This is a genomic window from Oscillibacter ruminantium GH1 (assembly GCF_000307265.1).
In the GTDB taxonomy this organism is placed as follows: domain Bacteria; phylum Bacillota; class Clostridia; order Oscillospirales; family Oscillospiraceae; genus Oscillibacter; species Oscillibacter ruminantium.
The window spans coordinates 164,918-180,873 of the sequence record NZ_DF158901.1; the positions used below are offsets into that span (position 1 = coordinate 164,918).

12 protein-coding genes are annotated in these 15,956 nt (G+C 56.7%); 6 read left to right on the forward strand and 6 right to left on the reverse strand.

The window, feature by feature from the left end; genetic code table 11:
* The first annotated feature begins 8 nt into the window (after positions 1-8).
* Together ON16_RS14510 and ON16_RS14515 are read left to right on the forward strand one after the other, a co-directional pair.
* Positions 9-506, forward strand: coding sequence for a TRAP transporter small permease (locus tag ON16_RS14510; protein WP_040664186.1), 498 nt, complete (start codon positions 9-11; stop codon positions 504-506).
* Entirely contained in the window at positions 503-1,780 is a 1,278-nt protein-coding gene (locus tag ON16_RS14515) for a TRAP transporter large permease (RefSeq protein ID WP_040664188.1), read from the forward strand. The genes ON16_RS14510 and ON16_RS14515 overlap by 4 nt, the downstream gene beginning before the upstream one ends.
* Before the next feature lie 339 nt (positions 1,781-2,119).
* Here ON16_RS14515 and ygfK read toward each other — a convergent pair whose 3' ends face one another.
* Entirely contained in the window at positions 2,120-5,068 is a 2,949-nt protein-coding gene (ygfK, locus tag ON16_RS14520) for a putative selenate reductase subunit YgfK (RefSeq protein ID WP_040664191.1), read from the reverse strand.
* A gap of 162 nt (positions 5,069-5,230) precedes the next feature.
* Positions 5,231-6,574, reverse strand: coding sequence for a putative aminohydrolase SsnA (ssnA, locus tag ON16_RS14525; RefSeq protein ID WP_040664194.1), 1,344 nt, complete (start codon positions 6,572-6,574; stop codon positions 5,231-5,233).
* Positions 6,575-6,921: 347 nt separating this feature from the next.
* On the opposite strand from ssnA, the gene trhA reads away from it, so the two are divergent.
* Positions 6,922-7,581 carry a PAQR family membrane homeostasis protein TrhA gene (gene trhA, locus ON16_RS14530; protein ID WP_040664197.1) on the forward strand — a complete coding sequence of 220 codons (660 nt, stop codon included), beginning with the start codon at positions 6,922-6,924 and terminating at the stop codon, positions 7,579-7,581.
* A gap of 225 nt (positions 7,582-7,806) precedes the next feature.
* Complete coding sequence (locus ON16_RS15205; protein WP_158441635.1) at positions 7,807-11,592, forward strand: PAS domain-containing hybrid sensor histidine kinase/response regulator family protein; 3,786 nt, start codon at positions 7,807-7,809, stop codon at positions 11,590-11,592.
* Between the two features lie 229 nt (positions 11,593-11,821).
* Here the strand turns inward: ON16_RS15205 and ON16_RS14540 are convergent, their stop codons facing one another.
* The 4 genes from ON16_RS14540 to ON16_RS14555 form a co-directional block, all read right to left on the reverse strand.
* The gene (locus ON16_RS14540) at positions 11,822-12,478 is read right to left on the reverse strand and encodes a DUF4230 domain-containing protein (protein ID WP_040664198.1); all 657 of its coding nucleotides are present in this window, start codon (positions 12,476-12,478) and stop codon (positions 11,822-11,824) included.
* 216 nt (positions 12,479-12,694) lie between these two features.
* A complete protein-coding gene (locus ON16_RS14545; protein WP_040664201.1) occupies positions 12,695-13,249 on the reverse strand; it encodes a GNAT family N-acetyltransferase in 555 nt (184 codons plus the stop codon).
* A 21-nt stretch (positions 13,250-13,270) separates the two neighbouring features.
* Positions 13,271-13,903 carry a cytidylate kinase-like family protein gene (locus ON16_RS14550; protein ID WP_040664204.1) on the reverse strand — a complete coding sequence of 211 codons (633 nt, stop codon included), beginning with the start codon at positions 13,901-13,903 and terminating at the stop codon, positions 13,271-13,273.
* Between the two features lie 24 nt (positions 13,904-13,927).
* Positions 13,928-14,647, reverse strand: a complete 720-nt coding sequence (locus tag ON16_RS14555) for an RsiV family protein (protein WP_040664206.1) — start codon at positions 14,645-14,647, stop codon at positions 13,928-13,930.
* A gap of 253 nt (positions 14,648-14,900) precedes the next feature.
* Here ON16_RS14555 and ON16_RS14560 point away from each other — a divergent pair, with 253 nt between their 5' ends.
* Together ON16_RS14560 and ON16_RS14565 are read left to right on the forward strand one after the other, a co-directional pair.
* Positions 14,901-15,191 carry a YerC/YecD family TrpR-related protein gene (locus ON16_RS14560; RefSeq protein ID WP_040664208.1) on the forward strand — a complete coding sequence of 97 codons (291 nt, stop codon included), beginning with the start codon at positions 14,901-14,903 and terminating at the stop codon, positions 15,189-15,191.
* A complete protein-coding gene (locus ON16_RS14565; protein ID WP_040664209.1) occupies positions 15,188-15,955 on the forward strand; it encodes a class I SAM-dependent DNA methyltransferase in 768 nt (255 codons plus the stop codon). The genes ON16_RS14560 and ON16_RS14565 overlap by 4 nt, the downstream gene beginning before the upstream one ends.
* Position 15,956: the final 1 nt, after the last annotated feature.

The following is a 15,956-nucleotide window of genomic DNA, read 5'->3' on the forward strand; positions in this document are numbered from 1 at the left end:
GTGCTCCTATGCTGAAAGGCTACTCAAAATTTCTGGATGTTCTGGAGAAAATTGAAAAGTTTCTGCTGGCGTTGGCAGTAGCCGCCATGCTGATGGTCATGGCGTATCAGGTGGTTCTGCGCTATGTGTTCTCGGCGGCCAATACATGGAGCGAGGAACTGGCTCGTTACCTCTTCATCTTTGAGGTGATGATCGCGGCCGCTATCGCCGTACGGCGCAACAGCCACTTGCAGATCGACGTACTGATCAACTGCTTGAAGCCCCGGATGAAATGTGTTTTTACCATCGCTTCCACCTTGGTAGGCATTGTGTTTCTGCTGTTTCTGCTGGTCTATTCCGTGGGGCTGGTACGTACCGGCGGCAGCAATATCTCCGTGGGCTTGCAGGTCCCTATGTCCGTGCCCTACGCCGCTGTTCCGGCGGGCGTGGTGCTGATGATTTTAACTTCTGTTGAAGTTGTTTTGAAAAATGTGGACGCACTGCGGAAGGGGGCGGAGGAGGAATGAATGTTGGTCTTGTTGTCATCGTCTTGCTGCTGGTGCTGGCTTTCCTCGGAATTCCCATTTACATCGCTCTGGGCATCGGTACGCTGGTGGCGCTGAATATGGCGGGAATGCCCATGCTGGTGCTGCCCCAAAAGCTGTTTGCCGGCATGAACTCCGCATCGCTGCTGGCAATTCCGTTCTTTATTCTGGCGGGCAACATCATGTCTCGCAGCATTACAACCAAGCTCATTGACATTGCCAACGCCCTGATTGGACGCATTAAGGGCAGTCTTGGCATGGTGACGGTGCTGGCCTCTTCTTTGTTCGGTGCCATCTCCGGCTCCGGCGTTGCCACGGCCTCTGCCATTGGCGGCATCACCATTCCGGCGATGAAGCGAGAGGGGTATCCACCCACTTTTGCGGCGGCGATCTCTTCCATCGCCTCGATTCTGGGGCCGATTATCCCGCCGTCTATTACGCTGATTGTGTATGCCAGCATCACCAACGTGTCGGTGTCGTCCCTGTTTATCGGCTCGGTGATTCCCGGAATCATTCTGGCGGGCAGCCTGATCGTTTACTGTCTGGTTTACGGCAAGCGCCACGATCTGCCTGCCCATAAGAAAATACCTGCCCGTCAAGTGGCCCGGACCTTTAAAGACGGGGTGTGGGCGCTGCTGATGCCTGTGATTATTCTGGGCGGCATTTTCAGTGGCATCTTCACGCCCACGGAGGCAGCGGCAGTAGCTGTGCTGTACGCACTGATTATCAGCCTGTTCGTTTACCGGGACCTGACATGGAAGGAACTGCCGGGCCTGTTTGTGGACGGCGCGGTGTCCACCGCCACCATCATGGTCATGGTGGGTCTGTCCAAGGCATCCAGCTACGTGGTGGTCACGTCGGGCCTGCCTCAGCAGATGCTGGATGGCTTCAGCGCCATTACCAGCAGCAAAATTGTCATCCTGCTGCTGTTGAACCTGCTGTTCTTGGTGATCGGTATGCTGATGGAGGCCAACGCCGCCATTATCATGATGACCCCCATTTTGACTCCGCTGCTGACGGCGTTTGGCATTGATTTTCTGACCTTTGGCATCGTCATGAGTTTCAACCTGTGCATTGGCCTTGTGACGCCGCCCGTGGGGCTGTGCCTGCTGATCTCCAATCAGATCGCGGAAACCAGCCTGTCCCGCACGCTGAAAGCGATTTTGCCCACGCTGCTGATTTCCATCGTGGTGCTGATGCTGATTACCTTTATTCCCGCGCTGACTACATGGCTGCCGGGATTTCTGGCCCCCTGAGCGGCGGAACGCCGCCAGTAGATTGTGTGCTTTGTGAACTCGAGCGGCGGCTTGTAGACCCGCCGCTTGGGAAGCACAATCCCTCAACCGGGCGTTGGAGCGAGCAAGCGCTCCGACGCCCGGTTCCTCCTTTTTGTGCGAACTGTGCTTTAAAATCTGACGGGATGCAAACCTCGCTGCTTAAAATGGGATACGCGGCAAAGCCCATAAGACGGTTTCCAAAAGCGAAAACCCGGTCCTCTTCCCGAAAGGGAAGAGGACCGGGTTTAATTTGTGTGAACTGCACTTTCCAATGCCGACCGCAAAGGTTGGGCAGGAAATCCTCTGAGAGAATGGGGTTTATCCCATTAAATATCCGTACTTGCTGAACACGGTCAGGATCAGACACTCAATGCCCGCAGGCAGGTCGTTCTTTTCATCCAGATCCGCTTCAAAAACAGTACCGTCCAACCGGACCAACACCTTGCGTTCACCCAGCGGCAGGAAGCCGGCGTTGGGAGTTTCGTCAAAGTCCTCCTTGCTGTGGAACAGGGTGAACTTATCCCGATAAGGCGCGGAGTCATAGGGACAGAACACCGCGCAGTTGCCGCACTCGTTGCACATCCGGTCCACATGCAGAATCTGCCGCCGCCCGTCGGGTGTCTCGACGGACACGTTGGCCCGGTTGGGACATACGTCCGCGCAACACTCGCACACCACATTGCAGCTGAGGCACCGCTCGCCCTCGCACTTGGCAGATTCGCAGAGAATGCCCTTCTTTGCCAGCGCGTCTTGGCGGGAGGCGGAAGAATTGACCGGGTATGCAGCGGTGTGGACCGCTTTCAGCACTTCGTTGGCGAAGCCCTGTGCATCCGCAATGCCCTCCACCACTGTGGCGGGGCCGCGCATAGCGTCGCCGCCGCAGTATACGCCGGGAAGGTTCGTCTTGAAGTCGGGAATGCCCTTGGCATCCACCGCAATACCATTGTCCGCGAACAGCTGGCTGTCCACCTTCTCGCCCACGGCGGAAACCACGGTGTCGCATTTGATCTCCACGGTTTCACCGGTTTCCACCGGCGCACGCCGCCCGGACGCGTCCGGCTCGCCCAGCTTCATCTTCTTGCACAGCAGCGTTCCATTCTTCTGCTCCACGGGGGCCACAAGCTCCAAGAACTGCACGCCGTCGGCAATGGCCAGCTCCAGCTCCTCCGCGTCGGCGGGCATTTGTTTCTTCGTCCGACGATAGACCAGCGTGGAGGATTTGGCGCCTGCCCGCAGGGCGGCCCGTGCCGCATCCATGGCGGTGTTGCCGCCGCCCACCACGGCCACATGGCCCAGAGAAACCTCTTTCCCGGCCTTCAAGTCCAGCAGCCAGCCGATAACGGGGACCACGTTTCCGTCCATTGCCAGCGTTCCGGCCTTCCATGCGCCCACGGCAAAATAGATGTGGGTATAGCCCTGTGCCTGCAGCTCTGCCACAGAGGGTGCGGGCGCGCCGCACTTGACCTCCGCGCCCATCTTCAAAACCAGCTGGATATCCTTTTCGATGGCTTCGTCGCTGATGCGGAAGCCGGGGATGACCTGCCGAATCACGCCGCCAAGGCGGTCAGCCTTTTCAAAGATCGTGCAGGGAACGCCCGCGCGGCCCAGGAAGTATGCCGCGGCCAGACCGGACGGGCCACCGCCTATAATGGCGGCTTTCACGCCGCTCCCGGCGGGGGCGGGGGCTTTCAGACCGCGCATCAGCGCGTCGTAGCCCTTTTCCGCCGCCACCAGCTTGGCGGCGCGGATCTGCACCGGATCGTCGTAGAAATTGCGGGTACACTTGTTCATGCAGCGGTGGGCGCAGATCGTGCCGGTGATGAAGGGCAGGGGGTTCTTCTCGGTGATGAGCCGCAGAGCATCCTCATACCGCTCCTGACGGCACAGCTCGATATATTCCGGAATATCCTGCTGGATGGGACATCCGCCCTCGCAGGGCGCGGTGAAGCAGTCCAGCAGAGGAACCTTTTCATACAGCTTGCGCCGAGGCAGAGGCTTCACGGCCTTGACATGGTACTTGTCGCTCTGCGCGGCAAGGCTCAGCGCCTCGATCCCGCCCACGTCCACAGCGGTAAACGGTTCGTAAGTGAGCTTCTCCAGCTTTTCGCCGATCTGCTTGAAGCGCTGATAGCCGCCGGGCTTCAACTCTGTGGTGGCCATGGTGATGGGCCAGATGTTGCAGGCAAACAGCTTGTCGATGTTGAAAAAGTCCGCGCCGCCGGCATAGCTCAGGCGCAGCCGGCCGCTGAACTCTTTAGAGATGCGGGCTGCCATGATGGTGGTCAGGGGGAAGAGGGACTTGCCCGCCATGTACATCTCCTCGCTGGGCAGTTCCTTGCCCTTTACGTCCACGGGGAAGGTGTTGGAAAGCTTCAGGCCGAATTCCAGCCCGTTTTTCGCCGCCAGAGCCATCAGCCGATGGAACATGGGCACCGCGTCGGCATACTGCAAATCCTCGTTGAAGTGGTGTTCGTCAAAGGCGATATAATCATACCCCATAGAGTCCAGAACCGTCCGGGCGGTCTTGTAGCCCAGAATGGTGGGATTGCACTTTACGAAGGTGTGCAGGTGCTTTTCTGTGATGAGATAGCTGGCGATGCGCTCGATCTCGTCCGGCGGACAGCCGTGGAGCGTGGAGACGGTGACGCTGCGGGAGACGTGGGGCGTGATGGTGGAGATAAATGCCTCCTCGCCGGGGAACATCTGCCGCAAAACGGCAATGCACTCCCGGAAAATAGACGTGCCGGACGCGTCGATCATGCCGTTGAGGAACGTGTCGATCTTCTCTCCCTTGATGCCCTCCAGATCATAGCCCACGGACATGTTGAATACGAACCCGTCTGGGTCGCCCAGTCCGTATACGTGAGCCATCATCTTGCAGGCGCACCATGCTTTCACATACTCCTCGAATGCCTGCGGGATATAAAGCTCCGTGGACCACTCGCAGTTGTAGCACTCGTCGTTGGCCAAAATGCAGGGCTTGTTGACGCAGGCGGCCAGCTCCGCACCGTCCATCTTCTGAACGGTTTTCAGCTCAAAGAACCGGGCGCCGCCGTAATATCCGGCGATGATGTTCTGGGCCAGCTGAGTGGCAGGTCCCGCGGCGGGGCCGAAGGGGGTTTCGATTTTCTCTCCGAAAATGGGAAGCGTTTTCGTCCCGGCACGATAGGGGCGATGGACGCCGAACACAGAGCCTTCGTTCTGGTGCTCCGTAGTGATCCAAGTCATCAGTTCCCGGAAGGGAATGGGGGTCATTAATTCGCTCATGTCTCTTACCTCCGTTTTTAGATTTCCTCATGATTCAACTGGGGAGTTTGGCTTGTCTGCCACGCCTGCCATGGGCTGCGCCCCAGCTAAGTTTTGTACAATTTGTTGTATTGCGTCGAATAAATACAGTCTGTTTAATACAAAGCATCAATTTGATAAAAATTAATACTCTCTGTGATTAAGCTGCCCCCACAGACGCTTGGAACTCTCCAGAACGTGGGCGTTGACAGCCTCCTCGTCGATCTGGGTCAGAACGCGGTCTTTCATGACGATCTTGCCGTTGATCATGGTGGTCTGGCACTGGCGGCCCGTCATGCCGAACAGCATGTGACCATCGATATTTTCGTCGGAAAACGGGGTGTACGGCTTGTAGTCCATAACAATCACGTCTGCCGCCGCGCCGGGCTTCAAAACACCCAGAGGCGTTTCAAAAGAGCGGTTGGCAATTTTCGCGTTGTTGCGGAAGAGCATATCCGTCACCTCACACCAAGCCACGTTGGGGGCGCAGGCGTTGTGCCGCTGAGAACACAGCGCCACTTTCAAGGACTCCAGCATGTCGTTGGTATAGGCGTCGGTACCCATGCCCACCAGAATGCCCTTTTGGCAAAGCTGCAAAATGGGGGAGATGCCCACGGCGTTGCCCATGTTGCTCTCGGGATTGTTGACGCACATGGTGTCCGTTGCCTTGATGATGTCCATTTCGGCGGTGTTCACATGGATGCAGTGACCCAAAAGCGTCTTCGACCCCAGAATATCGTGGTCCTGTAGCCGCTGGACAGGGCGGCGGCCATAATTTTGCAGGGAGTCATACACATCGTTCATACCCTCGGACACATGAATGTGGAAGCCCACCCGCCCGTTGTTGGCGGCGACCATGCGGTCAAAGGTCTTGTCGGAGATGGTGAACAGGGCGTGACCGCCGAAAAGGGCCTTGAGCATGTCGCTGGGGTTTTTCTCGCAGTAGTCAATGAAGTCCTTGTTTTCCTGCACGGACTGGATGGATTTCTCATCCCCGTCCCGGTCGCTCACCTCGTAGCAAAGGCAGGCGCGCATCCCGTATTCCTGCGTGACCTCGGCGATCTTCATTAGGGAGCCGGGAATCTCACAGAAGGAGGCGTGGTGGTCAAAAATGGTGGTGACGCCCTGCTTGATGGAGTCGATCACCAGCGCCTGGGCAGAAGCCTTCGTGGCCTCCATATCCAAATGCCGGTCGATGGCCCACCAAGTGCCGTCCAGTACCTCAAAGAAATTGGTGGGGTTGTTCCCGGCGATGCTCAAGCCCCGGGCCAGAGCGGAATAGATATGAGTGTGTGCGTTGATCAGGCCGGGCATAATCACGCCGCCCTTGGCGTCCACAAATTCCGCCTGAGGATACTGTGCCTTCAGCTCCGCCGTTGTTCCCACGGCCACAATCTTTCCTCCGTCGGTGACCACGCCGCCGTCCGGATAGAACCCTGTGCCTGCCCCATCACGGGTGATGAGCTTTCCGTTTGCCAGTAAAATCATTTCAAAAACCTCCTGTCTTCCTGTCTTATTTCAATATTCCCGCTTTTCTGTCTGATAAAAAGAAAAGGCGCTCCAAACCCTTTTTGGTTTGAAACACCCATCAAAAAGAAATGATAGGTGTCAGCCCGTGCGCAAGAGCACTTCGTTCCAGCTATCATTTTTCTTTTGTCAGTTTATTGTATCGGACCTGCGCATAAATTGCAAGCAGGCGGGCAAAAAAATTTTTAGGCAGTGTTTTGTGAAAATTGACGAAACAAAATTCTAAAAACTACTTGAAATATTTTTCAAATGATGTAATATAATATTGAAAATGATATTTAACAGATAACCGAAGGGAGTCTCGTTTTATGCGTGATTTAGTGGCGAAAGCACAGGACCGTGTCAGCTTTGAAACTCATGCTCTGGGTGCGGTGGGCGCGCTGGTTGGCTGCATCGTGATGGCGGTGCGGGGCGTGGGATTGAACGTTCCGGCGGCCACGCTTTGGGCGGCGCTGGTATTTTGCCTGTCGGCGCTGGCGTTGTATACTGCCAGCGCGGTCTATCATTACTATCCCGGCAATGAGTTCACCGCCGGAGCAAAACGATTTTTGCGGAAGATGGATCACAGCATGATCTATGTCCTCATTGCCGGAAGTTACACGCCATTTGCCATGGTGATGCTGCCCCAGCCCACGGGCGTTCGGTTTTGCATCACGCTGTGGGCGGTGGCGCTGGCGGGAATCCTGATGAAGCTGATTTGGATCAATGCACCCCGCGTTTTGTCCACGGTAGTCTATCTTGCCATGGGTTGGGCGGTGCTGTTCGTGGCCAAGGATTTTGCGGCGGTAGGCCAGCCCTGCATGACGCTGGTGGCGCTGGGCGGCGTAAGCTACTCGCTGGGCGCGGTGTTTTACGCGATTAAAAAGCCCAATATTTCTGCGGAGTGGACGTTTCATGAGCTGTTCCATCTGCTGATTCTGGCGGGATCGCTTTTTCACTATGCGGCGGTGTACTTTTACGTACTCTGAGTGTCATTCTAAATCATTTTTTGGCGGTTATTGACAACTTTCCTTGCCAAGCTCCCTGAAAAAGAGTATACTACTCAATGGTTTGGCGGATGCAGCCATGTATTCGGGGAGAGGTGGAAGGATATGGGCGGCAGACGGAGAGATTGGATTGCAGCACGACGGAGGGCGATATGCTTATCGCTCCTTGCCGTGCTGCTTTTTTTATACGCTCCCGGCGCCCACGCCGTGGACGACGACCATCAGGTGCTGTACATCGGCTCCTATTCCTATGAACTGGAAAGCGTCCCCATTCAACTGGAGGCGATTTCCGGGGCGCTGGGCCGCGATGCCGGCGTGAAATATCTCTTTATGGATACCCGCAACCAGAGCGAGCGGGCGGCGTCTTTGGCGCTGCGCCACAGGCTGGATACATGGCGGCTGCTGCCCACCATCGATGCGGTAATCGTCAGCGGAGACGCGGCGCTGAAGTTCGCGCTGGAATATCAAAACGATTACTTTGCTGGTATGCCCATTCTCTTTCTGGATGTTCGCCAGCCGCTTCTGGCCGCCACCGCCGCACAGGACAAGCTGATCTCCGGCGCGGAGAGCTCTCTGCCGTTCCGGGAGACAATTTCGCTTGCCACGCGCCTATATCCCAATGCAAAGCAGGTGGTTTGCATCGGGGACGGAACCGACGCTGCACGGGGGATGATGGGGACCTTTTACTGCTTGGAGAGTACGTTCCCTCAGCTGGATTTCAAGAGCTTGGATTTGAGTACAAGGAAGCAGGACGAAATCCGTCAGGTGATGGGGGGATACGGCGAGGATACAATTTTGATCTACGCGCAGGTGAGGCTTGACGGCAGCGGAAATACATACAGCGATTTGCAGGCGGCAGAAATGCTGACGGCCATGACGCCCCGCCCTATTTTTTCTGCCAGCGCCGCCAGTCTTGGAACCGGTTTTTTGGGCGGGTGTGTGGTTTCTGTGGAGGATATGGCCGATCAGATCGGGCAGTACACCCGTCGGATTCTGGACGGAGAGACTTCCATCACGGATATGGAGCTTTTAAAAATGCCGGTGATCTCCCGGTTTGACAAGCAGGTGATGGATCGCTGCCAAATTTCGCGCGGTGCCCTGCCCAGAGGTACAGAATATCTCAACGACCCTGTGCGGGACGCCATGCACCAGTATCAGCAGTTTCTCTTTGGCGGCGCGGGCGTCTTCATCCTGCTAATTGCGCTGCTGGTCATTGTGCTGCGGGACAACCGCAGACGCCGGGTCCTGATCGGAGAGGTTCAGGCGCGGGAGCGGCAGCTTCAAAACGTGCTGGATTTGGTGCCGGGGGGCATCTGCTCGTTCCGGGTGGACGGAGCAAACGATTTCGAGATGCTCCATTTCAACACAGGCTTCTATCAGATGCTGGGTTATTCGTCCCCGCCCGAAGACAGGGACCCTCATCAGGTGCGGGAGATCCATCCCGATGACCGGGACTCTTTCTGGAAACAGATCAGCCTTTGCCGACAGGGTGCGCAGCATGTGCAGGAAACTTTTCGAATGCGCCGGCAGGACGGGACCTATATTTGGATGTCTCTGCAGGCGGCTTTGGCCCAGACGGAGAATGACAGCCGGACTTATTACGGCGTATTCAGCGATGTAAATGCGCTTAAACAGCTGCAAGAGCATCTGGAGGAGGACGAGCGCACGCTGCAGGCGGCCATGGCCCACGCCAATGTGGACTATTGGATCTATTACCCTGAGCAGCAAATTGCGTATCAGAGCAAGTTTTCCTGCAAAATGTACAATTTGCCCGAGAAAATGGTAAACTACCCGGATTCCTGGTATGCCCAGAACATTACCCTTGAAGAAGACGTGCCGGAGCTGCGCAGGGCGTTTGAGATCATCGACGCGGGCGGAGAACATGCCGCCTGCGAGGTGCGGGAGCGGCAGGCAAACGGAACGGTGCAGTGGATTGAGATCAAAATGACCGCGCTGCACGATGGAGAGGGGAATCGAACAAAGGTGCTGTGTACCGGTGTGATCTGTACGGAGCGGCACCGAGAGATGGAGCGGTATGAGCGGCAGAACCAGCAGATTCAGGCGCTGCTGCCCAACGCTGTGGCATCCGCGCAGATGAATCTGACGAAAAACACCTGCATTCCCGGTCCCGCCCTGTATCCGAATCTGCTGGCGGAAATGGACGGTACGGCAGACGCCATGTTCCGAAGAATGAAGGAGCGGGCCGTAAATGCGGAGCAGGCGGAGATGTTCTTTACCCGCTTTAACCGACAGGCGCTTCTGGACGCCTATGAGCGGGGTACTTCTCTGATATCCGTTGACCGGAGCTGCTGGATTAACGGGGCCTGCCGCTGGTTGACGCTGCGGGTGGATATGGCCCGAAACCCCGCTACCGGGGACGTGGAGGCCAATATCTATTCCTTTGATATCGACGATCAGAAATCCATGGAGCAGATCATGGACACGGTGATCCGCCGGGAATATCTGATGATCCTGCGGATTGATCTGGCGTCGGATACCGCGCGGATTTTCTCCTCTCAGGACGGCCAGAATTTCATTCATGAGATCGCGCATGTGGAGGAGTCCATCCTGGGTACGGTTCGGGATTCCTATGCCGGAGACGACATGGAGGACACGCTGGACCGCCTGCGTTTTACGGAGGTTCGCGCCCAACTGGAGAAAAATACGGAATACGTGGTCTATACCGATTGCCGCAGCGGCTCCGGAAATATTCGGCGGCTGCGCTATGCCTTTGACTGGCTGGACAGGGACAGCGGTACAGTTTGCTGCACGATGACCGATACCACGGATGTCTTTGCCAAGGAGCGCCGCCGAAACGAGGCGCTGCGCTCCGCTCTGGAAGAGGCCCGGCGGGCAAATCAGGCGAAAAGCGAGTTCCTTTCCCGCATGAGCCATGAAATCCGCACCCCCATGAACGCCATCCTCGGCCTTACCCAGTTGGCAAAAGAAGATGCGATGACGGCCGGCGTTGTGGAGATGCTGACGAAAATCCAGACCTCGGGCGAATATCTGCTGGGTCTGATTAACGATGTGCTGGATATGAGCCGCATCGAGTCGGGCCGCGTGGAGCTGCACCCGGAAAATGTAAATGCGCAGAAGATGTTCCGCACAATTCGGGATTTGATGGTTCCTCGTATGGAGGAAAAGCATATCCGCTTTCACATGGATATCAGCGGTGCGTCCGCACCGTTCGTCGTGATTGATCCGCTGCGCGTTCAACAGATCTACGTGAATATCTTGGGCAACGCCGTTAAATTCTCAAAGCCCGGCTCGGAAATCTTTTGTACGGTGAACCATGCCCTCTGCGGGGAAAATCAGGTCACCAGCACCATGGTGTTCCGGGATCAGGGCTGCGGAATGAGCAGGGATTTCTTGAAACGCATCTTTGACCCCTTTGAACAGGAACACAACATTTATCAGAACCCTCAGTCGGGGACGGGGTTAGGGCTGGCGATTGTGAAGAATCTGGTGGAGCAGATGAACGGTACAATCCGCGTGAAAAGCGAACTGGGGAAAGGCAGTGAATTTACCGTCCAGATCACGGTGCCCAAGGGCCAGCCGATTGACGACGCAGAGGAGGAACCCCCCGAAACTGCCGCATGGGTCTGCTTGGAAGGAAAACGGATTCTTCTGGCAGAAGATCATCCGATTAATACCGAGATTGCAAAAAAGATGCTCACCCGCCACGGGATGTTAATTGACCATGCGGAAAACGGGCAGACGGCGCTGGAATGCTATCTCAGTGCCGACGTTCGGCATTACGACGCGATTTTAATGGATATCCGGATGCCCGTGATGGACGGCATTAACGCGGCGAGAGCCATTCGTACCTCTGGACGGCCGGACGCGGCGGATATTCCCATCATTGCCATGACAGCCAACGCCTTTGAAAAGGACCGGCAGGAGACGCGCGCGGCGGGGATGAATGCCCATCTTTCCAAACCTGTGCAGCAGCAGGAGCTGTTGAGCGTCTTGCGCAGATTCCTGCGCTGAATGAATGCGGGGGAATCCGCACTGCCACTGATAATAGATGGAAAAGGACGGCTCTCCGCGTTTGCGAAGAGCCGTCCGCTTTTATCATCGAAGTGTAGAAGCGAAAATCCTCGGCGTAATTTCGTCCGCGCCGGAAACTGCGGTGCAGGGGGAAAGGACTGCGGACAGCACCTGTCTCATCTGATCGAAACCGCGCGAAGACGGACGGACTTGCGGCGGATGTTCCGCATCAGCTGACGCGGAGCGTACAGTCTTCCGGCAGAGCCGCTTCCAAAAGGAGCTTGGCGCTGCTGACGGCTTTTTCCCGCCCCTCTTTCAAAAGCCCTTTGGCAAGGGCCTTTTCCTCCATGGCAGCCTTCTGGTCCGCCTGAAAGGCGGTGAAATCCTCCACGGTGAAGGGGTTGAAGATGGAGGTTTTCTCGTCAAAGACCTCCACGCTGTCCTCGTCGATCTCGTGGGATAGAATCTCCGCATCCGGCAGATGGACGGTGACTTCCGTACCGGATACGTCCACAACCGCCTTTTGCAGATTCACGCCCACCTTAATCTCGCCGTCATAGGTGAGAATGAATTTTTTGGTGGTGAACGGCAGCGTCATCCCGTAAAATTCGTTGCTGCTTTCAAACTGCGCCATGTTCGTATACGACCAGCTGACGCTGGCCAGCTCGCTGATCTCACTGAGCTGATTTTCCAGCACGACCGCGTCCAGTTCCACAGATTGCCGGATTGCACCGCCTCCGGCCCGCCCGGCAAAAAAGCAGACAACGCCCACCGCAGCACACAGCGCCACACCGAAAATCACCAGCCTCAGGGATCGGATGGGACGAAAGCGGGGTTTTTTCTCACAGGGTGGGGCTTCGTTTTCCAGCTGTATTTTGGTTTCCATGGGTGTCCTCCTTTTGAGACGGCCGCTGTCATCCTGCTCTTCCCAGAAACGCCTTCCGGTGTTTTGACAGCAGCGCCATAAAACCGTATGACGGGTTTGCAACAGATAGGAATGAAACGGCCTTTGCATACGGTCATTTTACCAGTTTCGACAAAAAATGCAACCGGAAAGGGACGGAAAAAGGGCAGCGGACCAGCCGCTGCCCTTTTTAATGAATTAGTCATCCGCCCGCCGCGCCTGCCACTGACCTTTTGTCAGGCAGGTGATATGTTCGGTCCGAATGTCGTCCATAGGAGTCCAATAGACATCCGGGACGGTGTGGTGGAAAACAAAGCCGCACTTGGTCTGTGCCCGGTGGGATTTTTCATTTCCATCAAAATATCCGCACCATAAAACCTCAAGACCCAAATCCTCAAAGGCATGGCGAATCAGCGCGCGGGCGGCCTCGGGAATCAGCCCTTGCCCCCAGTAGGGCACACCGATCCAGAAGCCCAGTTCCCCTTCCTTTTCCAGCAGCGGCAGGTTGCTGGCTCTGCCCCGCAGAAGGCCGATACTGCCCACGGCCCGGTCGCCCTCACGTTTGAGAACCACTGCGTAGGTTTCCTTTGCCAAGAGGACTTCCCGAATGATTTGGCGGCTGTACTCCACGCTGGCGTGGGGCATCCAACCCGCGATGGGGCCCACCCGGGGGTCTTTTGCATAGTCGAACAGACTCTGCGCGTCGCTCTCCCGCCATGGGCGCAGAAGCAGACGTTTGGTTTCCAGACGCATGGCGCGGCCTCCTGAAAACGGTTACTTTTCCGATGCGGCTTCCACCTGCAGATAGTAGCTCGTGATGATGTCCACCGCAGCTTCAATGCCGATGGAGCTGGAGAGAATCAGGTCAAAGCACTTCCGGTCGCCCCACTTTTCGCCGGTGAAATGGAGATAGTAGTTGGCGCGGTTCTTGTCGGTCTTGGCGATTAGACTTTCCGCCGCCTTTCGCTCCAGAGCGTGACGCTCCATGACCCGCTGCACACGCTGGCGCAGGGGGGCCTGAATGAAGACGTTGAGATGGTTGTATTTTTCCTGCAGCACATAGTCCGCGCAGCGGCCCACGATTACCGCGCCGCCCTGCTTGGCAATGTCCCGAATGACCTCGGACTGGGACAAAAACAGCTGGTCAGCGGGGGGCAGAACGTTGACGCTGTTTACCCGCATTCCCATGGAGAAATTGGCCCCGGAGAAGGAGTATAGAAAGCTGCTGACAGATTGTTCGTCAAGGCTGGTGAGATATTCCGGACTGAGGCCGGACTTCTCTGCCGCCAGCACAATCAGCTCCTTGTCGTAATAGGGAATGCCCAGCTTTTGAGCCACCAGTTTGCCGATTTCCCGACCGCCGCTGCCAAATTCGCGGCCAATGTTTAACACCATTTTGTGTTCCATATCCATGCTCCTTCCAACGGGAAGTTAAGATTCCCGCGATGCTGTTTCCTCGTTTGTTGTTTCTATTTTATCACGGATTCCGGGGAAAAAGCAATCGTTTTCGCCATAGGGCATGGAAAAAACCGGAATACCCTCGGCCGATGGGGCCACGGTAAACATCTGCCAGAACCAGAAAAGTTCGGTTTCCGAGAGATAAAAATTCTCCACATTCAAATTCCGGCGCAGCCGCCGCCTCCAGCCCTCGTAGTACCGGGCCACGCCCGCGCGTTCCTGACGCTCAACCTCCGCTTCTGTCCGGCGCAGCAGTGCTTTGCGCCAAGGGGACTTTCGGGGGAAACAGGCGGACAGGGGAATGGGATAGCCGGTGAGCAGGTCCCAGGTGTCGCCGTGCCGCCGCCGTTCCGTCCGCCCGTTGCAGATTTCCGAAGATTCTGTATACAAACTCAGAATCCCGCCGCCGTTGCATGTGACGCGGTAAGAGAGCTGGGCGGAGTCCTGCGGCAGGGGTGCGCTGGTTTCCAATGCCACGCGGCAGGACTCCGCAGATTGGGGAAAGAGCCACCGCTCGCAATAGCGGAGATATGACCGGGCATAGAGCTGATAGTACCGGTCCAGCCGCCGGGCGGCCCGTCCCGTCTCACCCACGGGGCGGGGAAGAGACAGCTCCGCGGTGAGCACCGGAATGCCGTCCACCGTCCATTCTCGCCGGGCGACAAACGGTTCCAGATTGAACTGATCGTGCATGCCAGCCTCCTTCACAGGTCCGGGGGCCGACAGAATTTACCCGCCGGCCCGATTATCATTGCTCCAGAGTATGCCGCCGGAGCGGGGGAGGTGACGATGCGCAGATATCGCAAAAACCGGACGAAAGAAAGAGAAGCCTGTTCAAAAGTTTGGAAAAATAGTGTGACCCCCTTTACTTTCATGCTGTAAAATAGTAAAATCGACCCGATGGAAGCGCGGCGGACTGCCGCATATTTCCGGAAAGGAGCTTGCAATGGTCAAGATTGGAAAAAAGGAAAAGAGCGAAGAGCTTTATAAGGCAATTTTGCTGCTAAAGGACGAGGAGGAGTGCTACAACTTCTTTCAGGACCTGTGCACCGTTTCGGAGCTGCGGGCCATGGAGCAGCGCTTTGAAGTGGCAACACTGCTGCATGATGGAATGATCTATAACGATATTCTGGAGCGCACCGGCGCATCCAGCGCCACGATCAGCCGGGTAAACCGCTCTTTGAGCTATGGCGTGGGCGGCTACGAAAAGGTTTTTGAGCGTCTGGAGAAGGAATGAGCAGTTATCAGTCTCTCGCGGGGTCGTATGACGAGCTGACGGTGGACGTGGGCTACCGGAAACGGGCGGCGTATCTGAACCGGCTTTTGCAGAAGGAACGGCAGCCGGTGGAAACCGTGGTGGACTTAGGCTGCGGCACTGGGACGATTACCTGCCTTCTGGCGGCAATGGGTTATCGGATGACCGGCGTAGACCTGTCGGAAGAGATGCTGACGCAAGCCGCGCAAAAGGCGGAAACGCTGCCGGAAGAGCAGCGCCCGCTGCTGCTGCATCAGTCTATGCCCCGTCTGCGGCTTTTGGAGCCGGTAGACGCCGTTGTATCCACGCTGGATGCGTTGAACTACCTGACCAGCGGGAAAGCCCTTCAGGAGACGCTGAATCGCGTTTACAGATGGCTGCGCCCCGACGGGGTGTTTTTGTTCGACGTGAACACGCCCTATAAGCTGCGCCGGATGGACGGGGAACTGTATATCGACGAGACGGACGACGCATACTGCATATGGCGGACGAGCTTTTCAGAGAAGACGAGGGTCTGCACCTATGGGGTAGACCTTTTTCGCCTGCGCCCCGACGGAACGTGGGACCGCACTTGGGAAGAGCACCGGGAGCGGGCGTGGGAGGAGGCCGAGCTGCGGGCCATGCTGGAAAAAGCGGGCTTTGGAGACATCCGGGTTACCGGCGACCTGCGCCAGACCGCGCCCCGGCCTGACGAGGACCGCGTGATCTTCCGCTGCCGGAAGCCGAAGACCGCTGAAAAAGGATAGA

Coding starts and splice junctions, on each gene's coding strand:
- ON16_RS14510 (WP_040664186.1), top strand. CDS start 9: ATGCTGAAAGGCTACTCAAAATTTCTGGATGTTCTGGAGAAAATTGAA.
- ON16_RS14515 (WP_040664188.1), top strand. CDS start 503: ATGAATGTTGGTCTTGTTGTCATCGTCTTGCTGCTGGTGCTGGCTTTC.
- ygfK (WP_040664191.1), bottom strand. CDS start 5,068: ATGAGCGAATTAATGACCCCCATTCCCTTCCGGGAACTGATGACTTGG.
- ssnA (WP_040664194.1), bottom strand. CDS start 6,574: ATGATTTTACTGGCAAACGGAAAGCTCATCACCCGTGATGGGGCAGGC.
- trhA (WP_040664197.1), top strand. CDS start 6,922: ATGCGTGATTTAGTGGCGAAAGCACAGGACCGTGTCAGCTTTGAAACT.
- ON16_RS14540 (WP_040664198.1), bottom strand. CDS start 12,478: ATGGAAACCAAAATACAGCTGGAAAACGAAGCCCCACCCTGTGAGAAA.
- ON16_RS14545 (WP_040664201.1), bottom strand. CDS start 13,249: ATGCGTCTGGAAACCAAACGTCTGCTTCTGCGCCCATGGCGGGAGAGC.
- ON16_RS14550 (WP_040664204.1), bottom strand. CDS start 13,903: ATGGAACACAAAATGGTGTTAAACATTGGCCGCGAATTTGGCAGCGGC.
- ON16_RS14555 (WP_040664206.1), bottom strand. CDS start 14,647: ATGCACGATCAGTTCAATCTGGAACCGTTTGTCGCCCGGCGAGAATGG.
- ON16_RS14560 (WP_040664208.1), top strand. CDS start 14,901: ATGGTCAAGATTGGAAAAAAGGAAAAGAGCGAAGAGCTTTATAAGGCA.
- ON16_RS14565 (WP_040664209.1), top strand. CDS start 15,188: ATGAGCAGTTATCAGTCTCTCGCGGGGTCGTATGACGAGCTGACGGTG.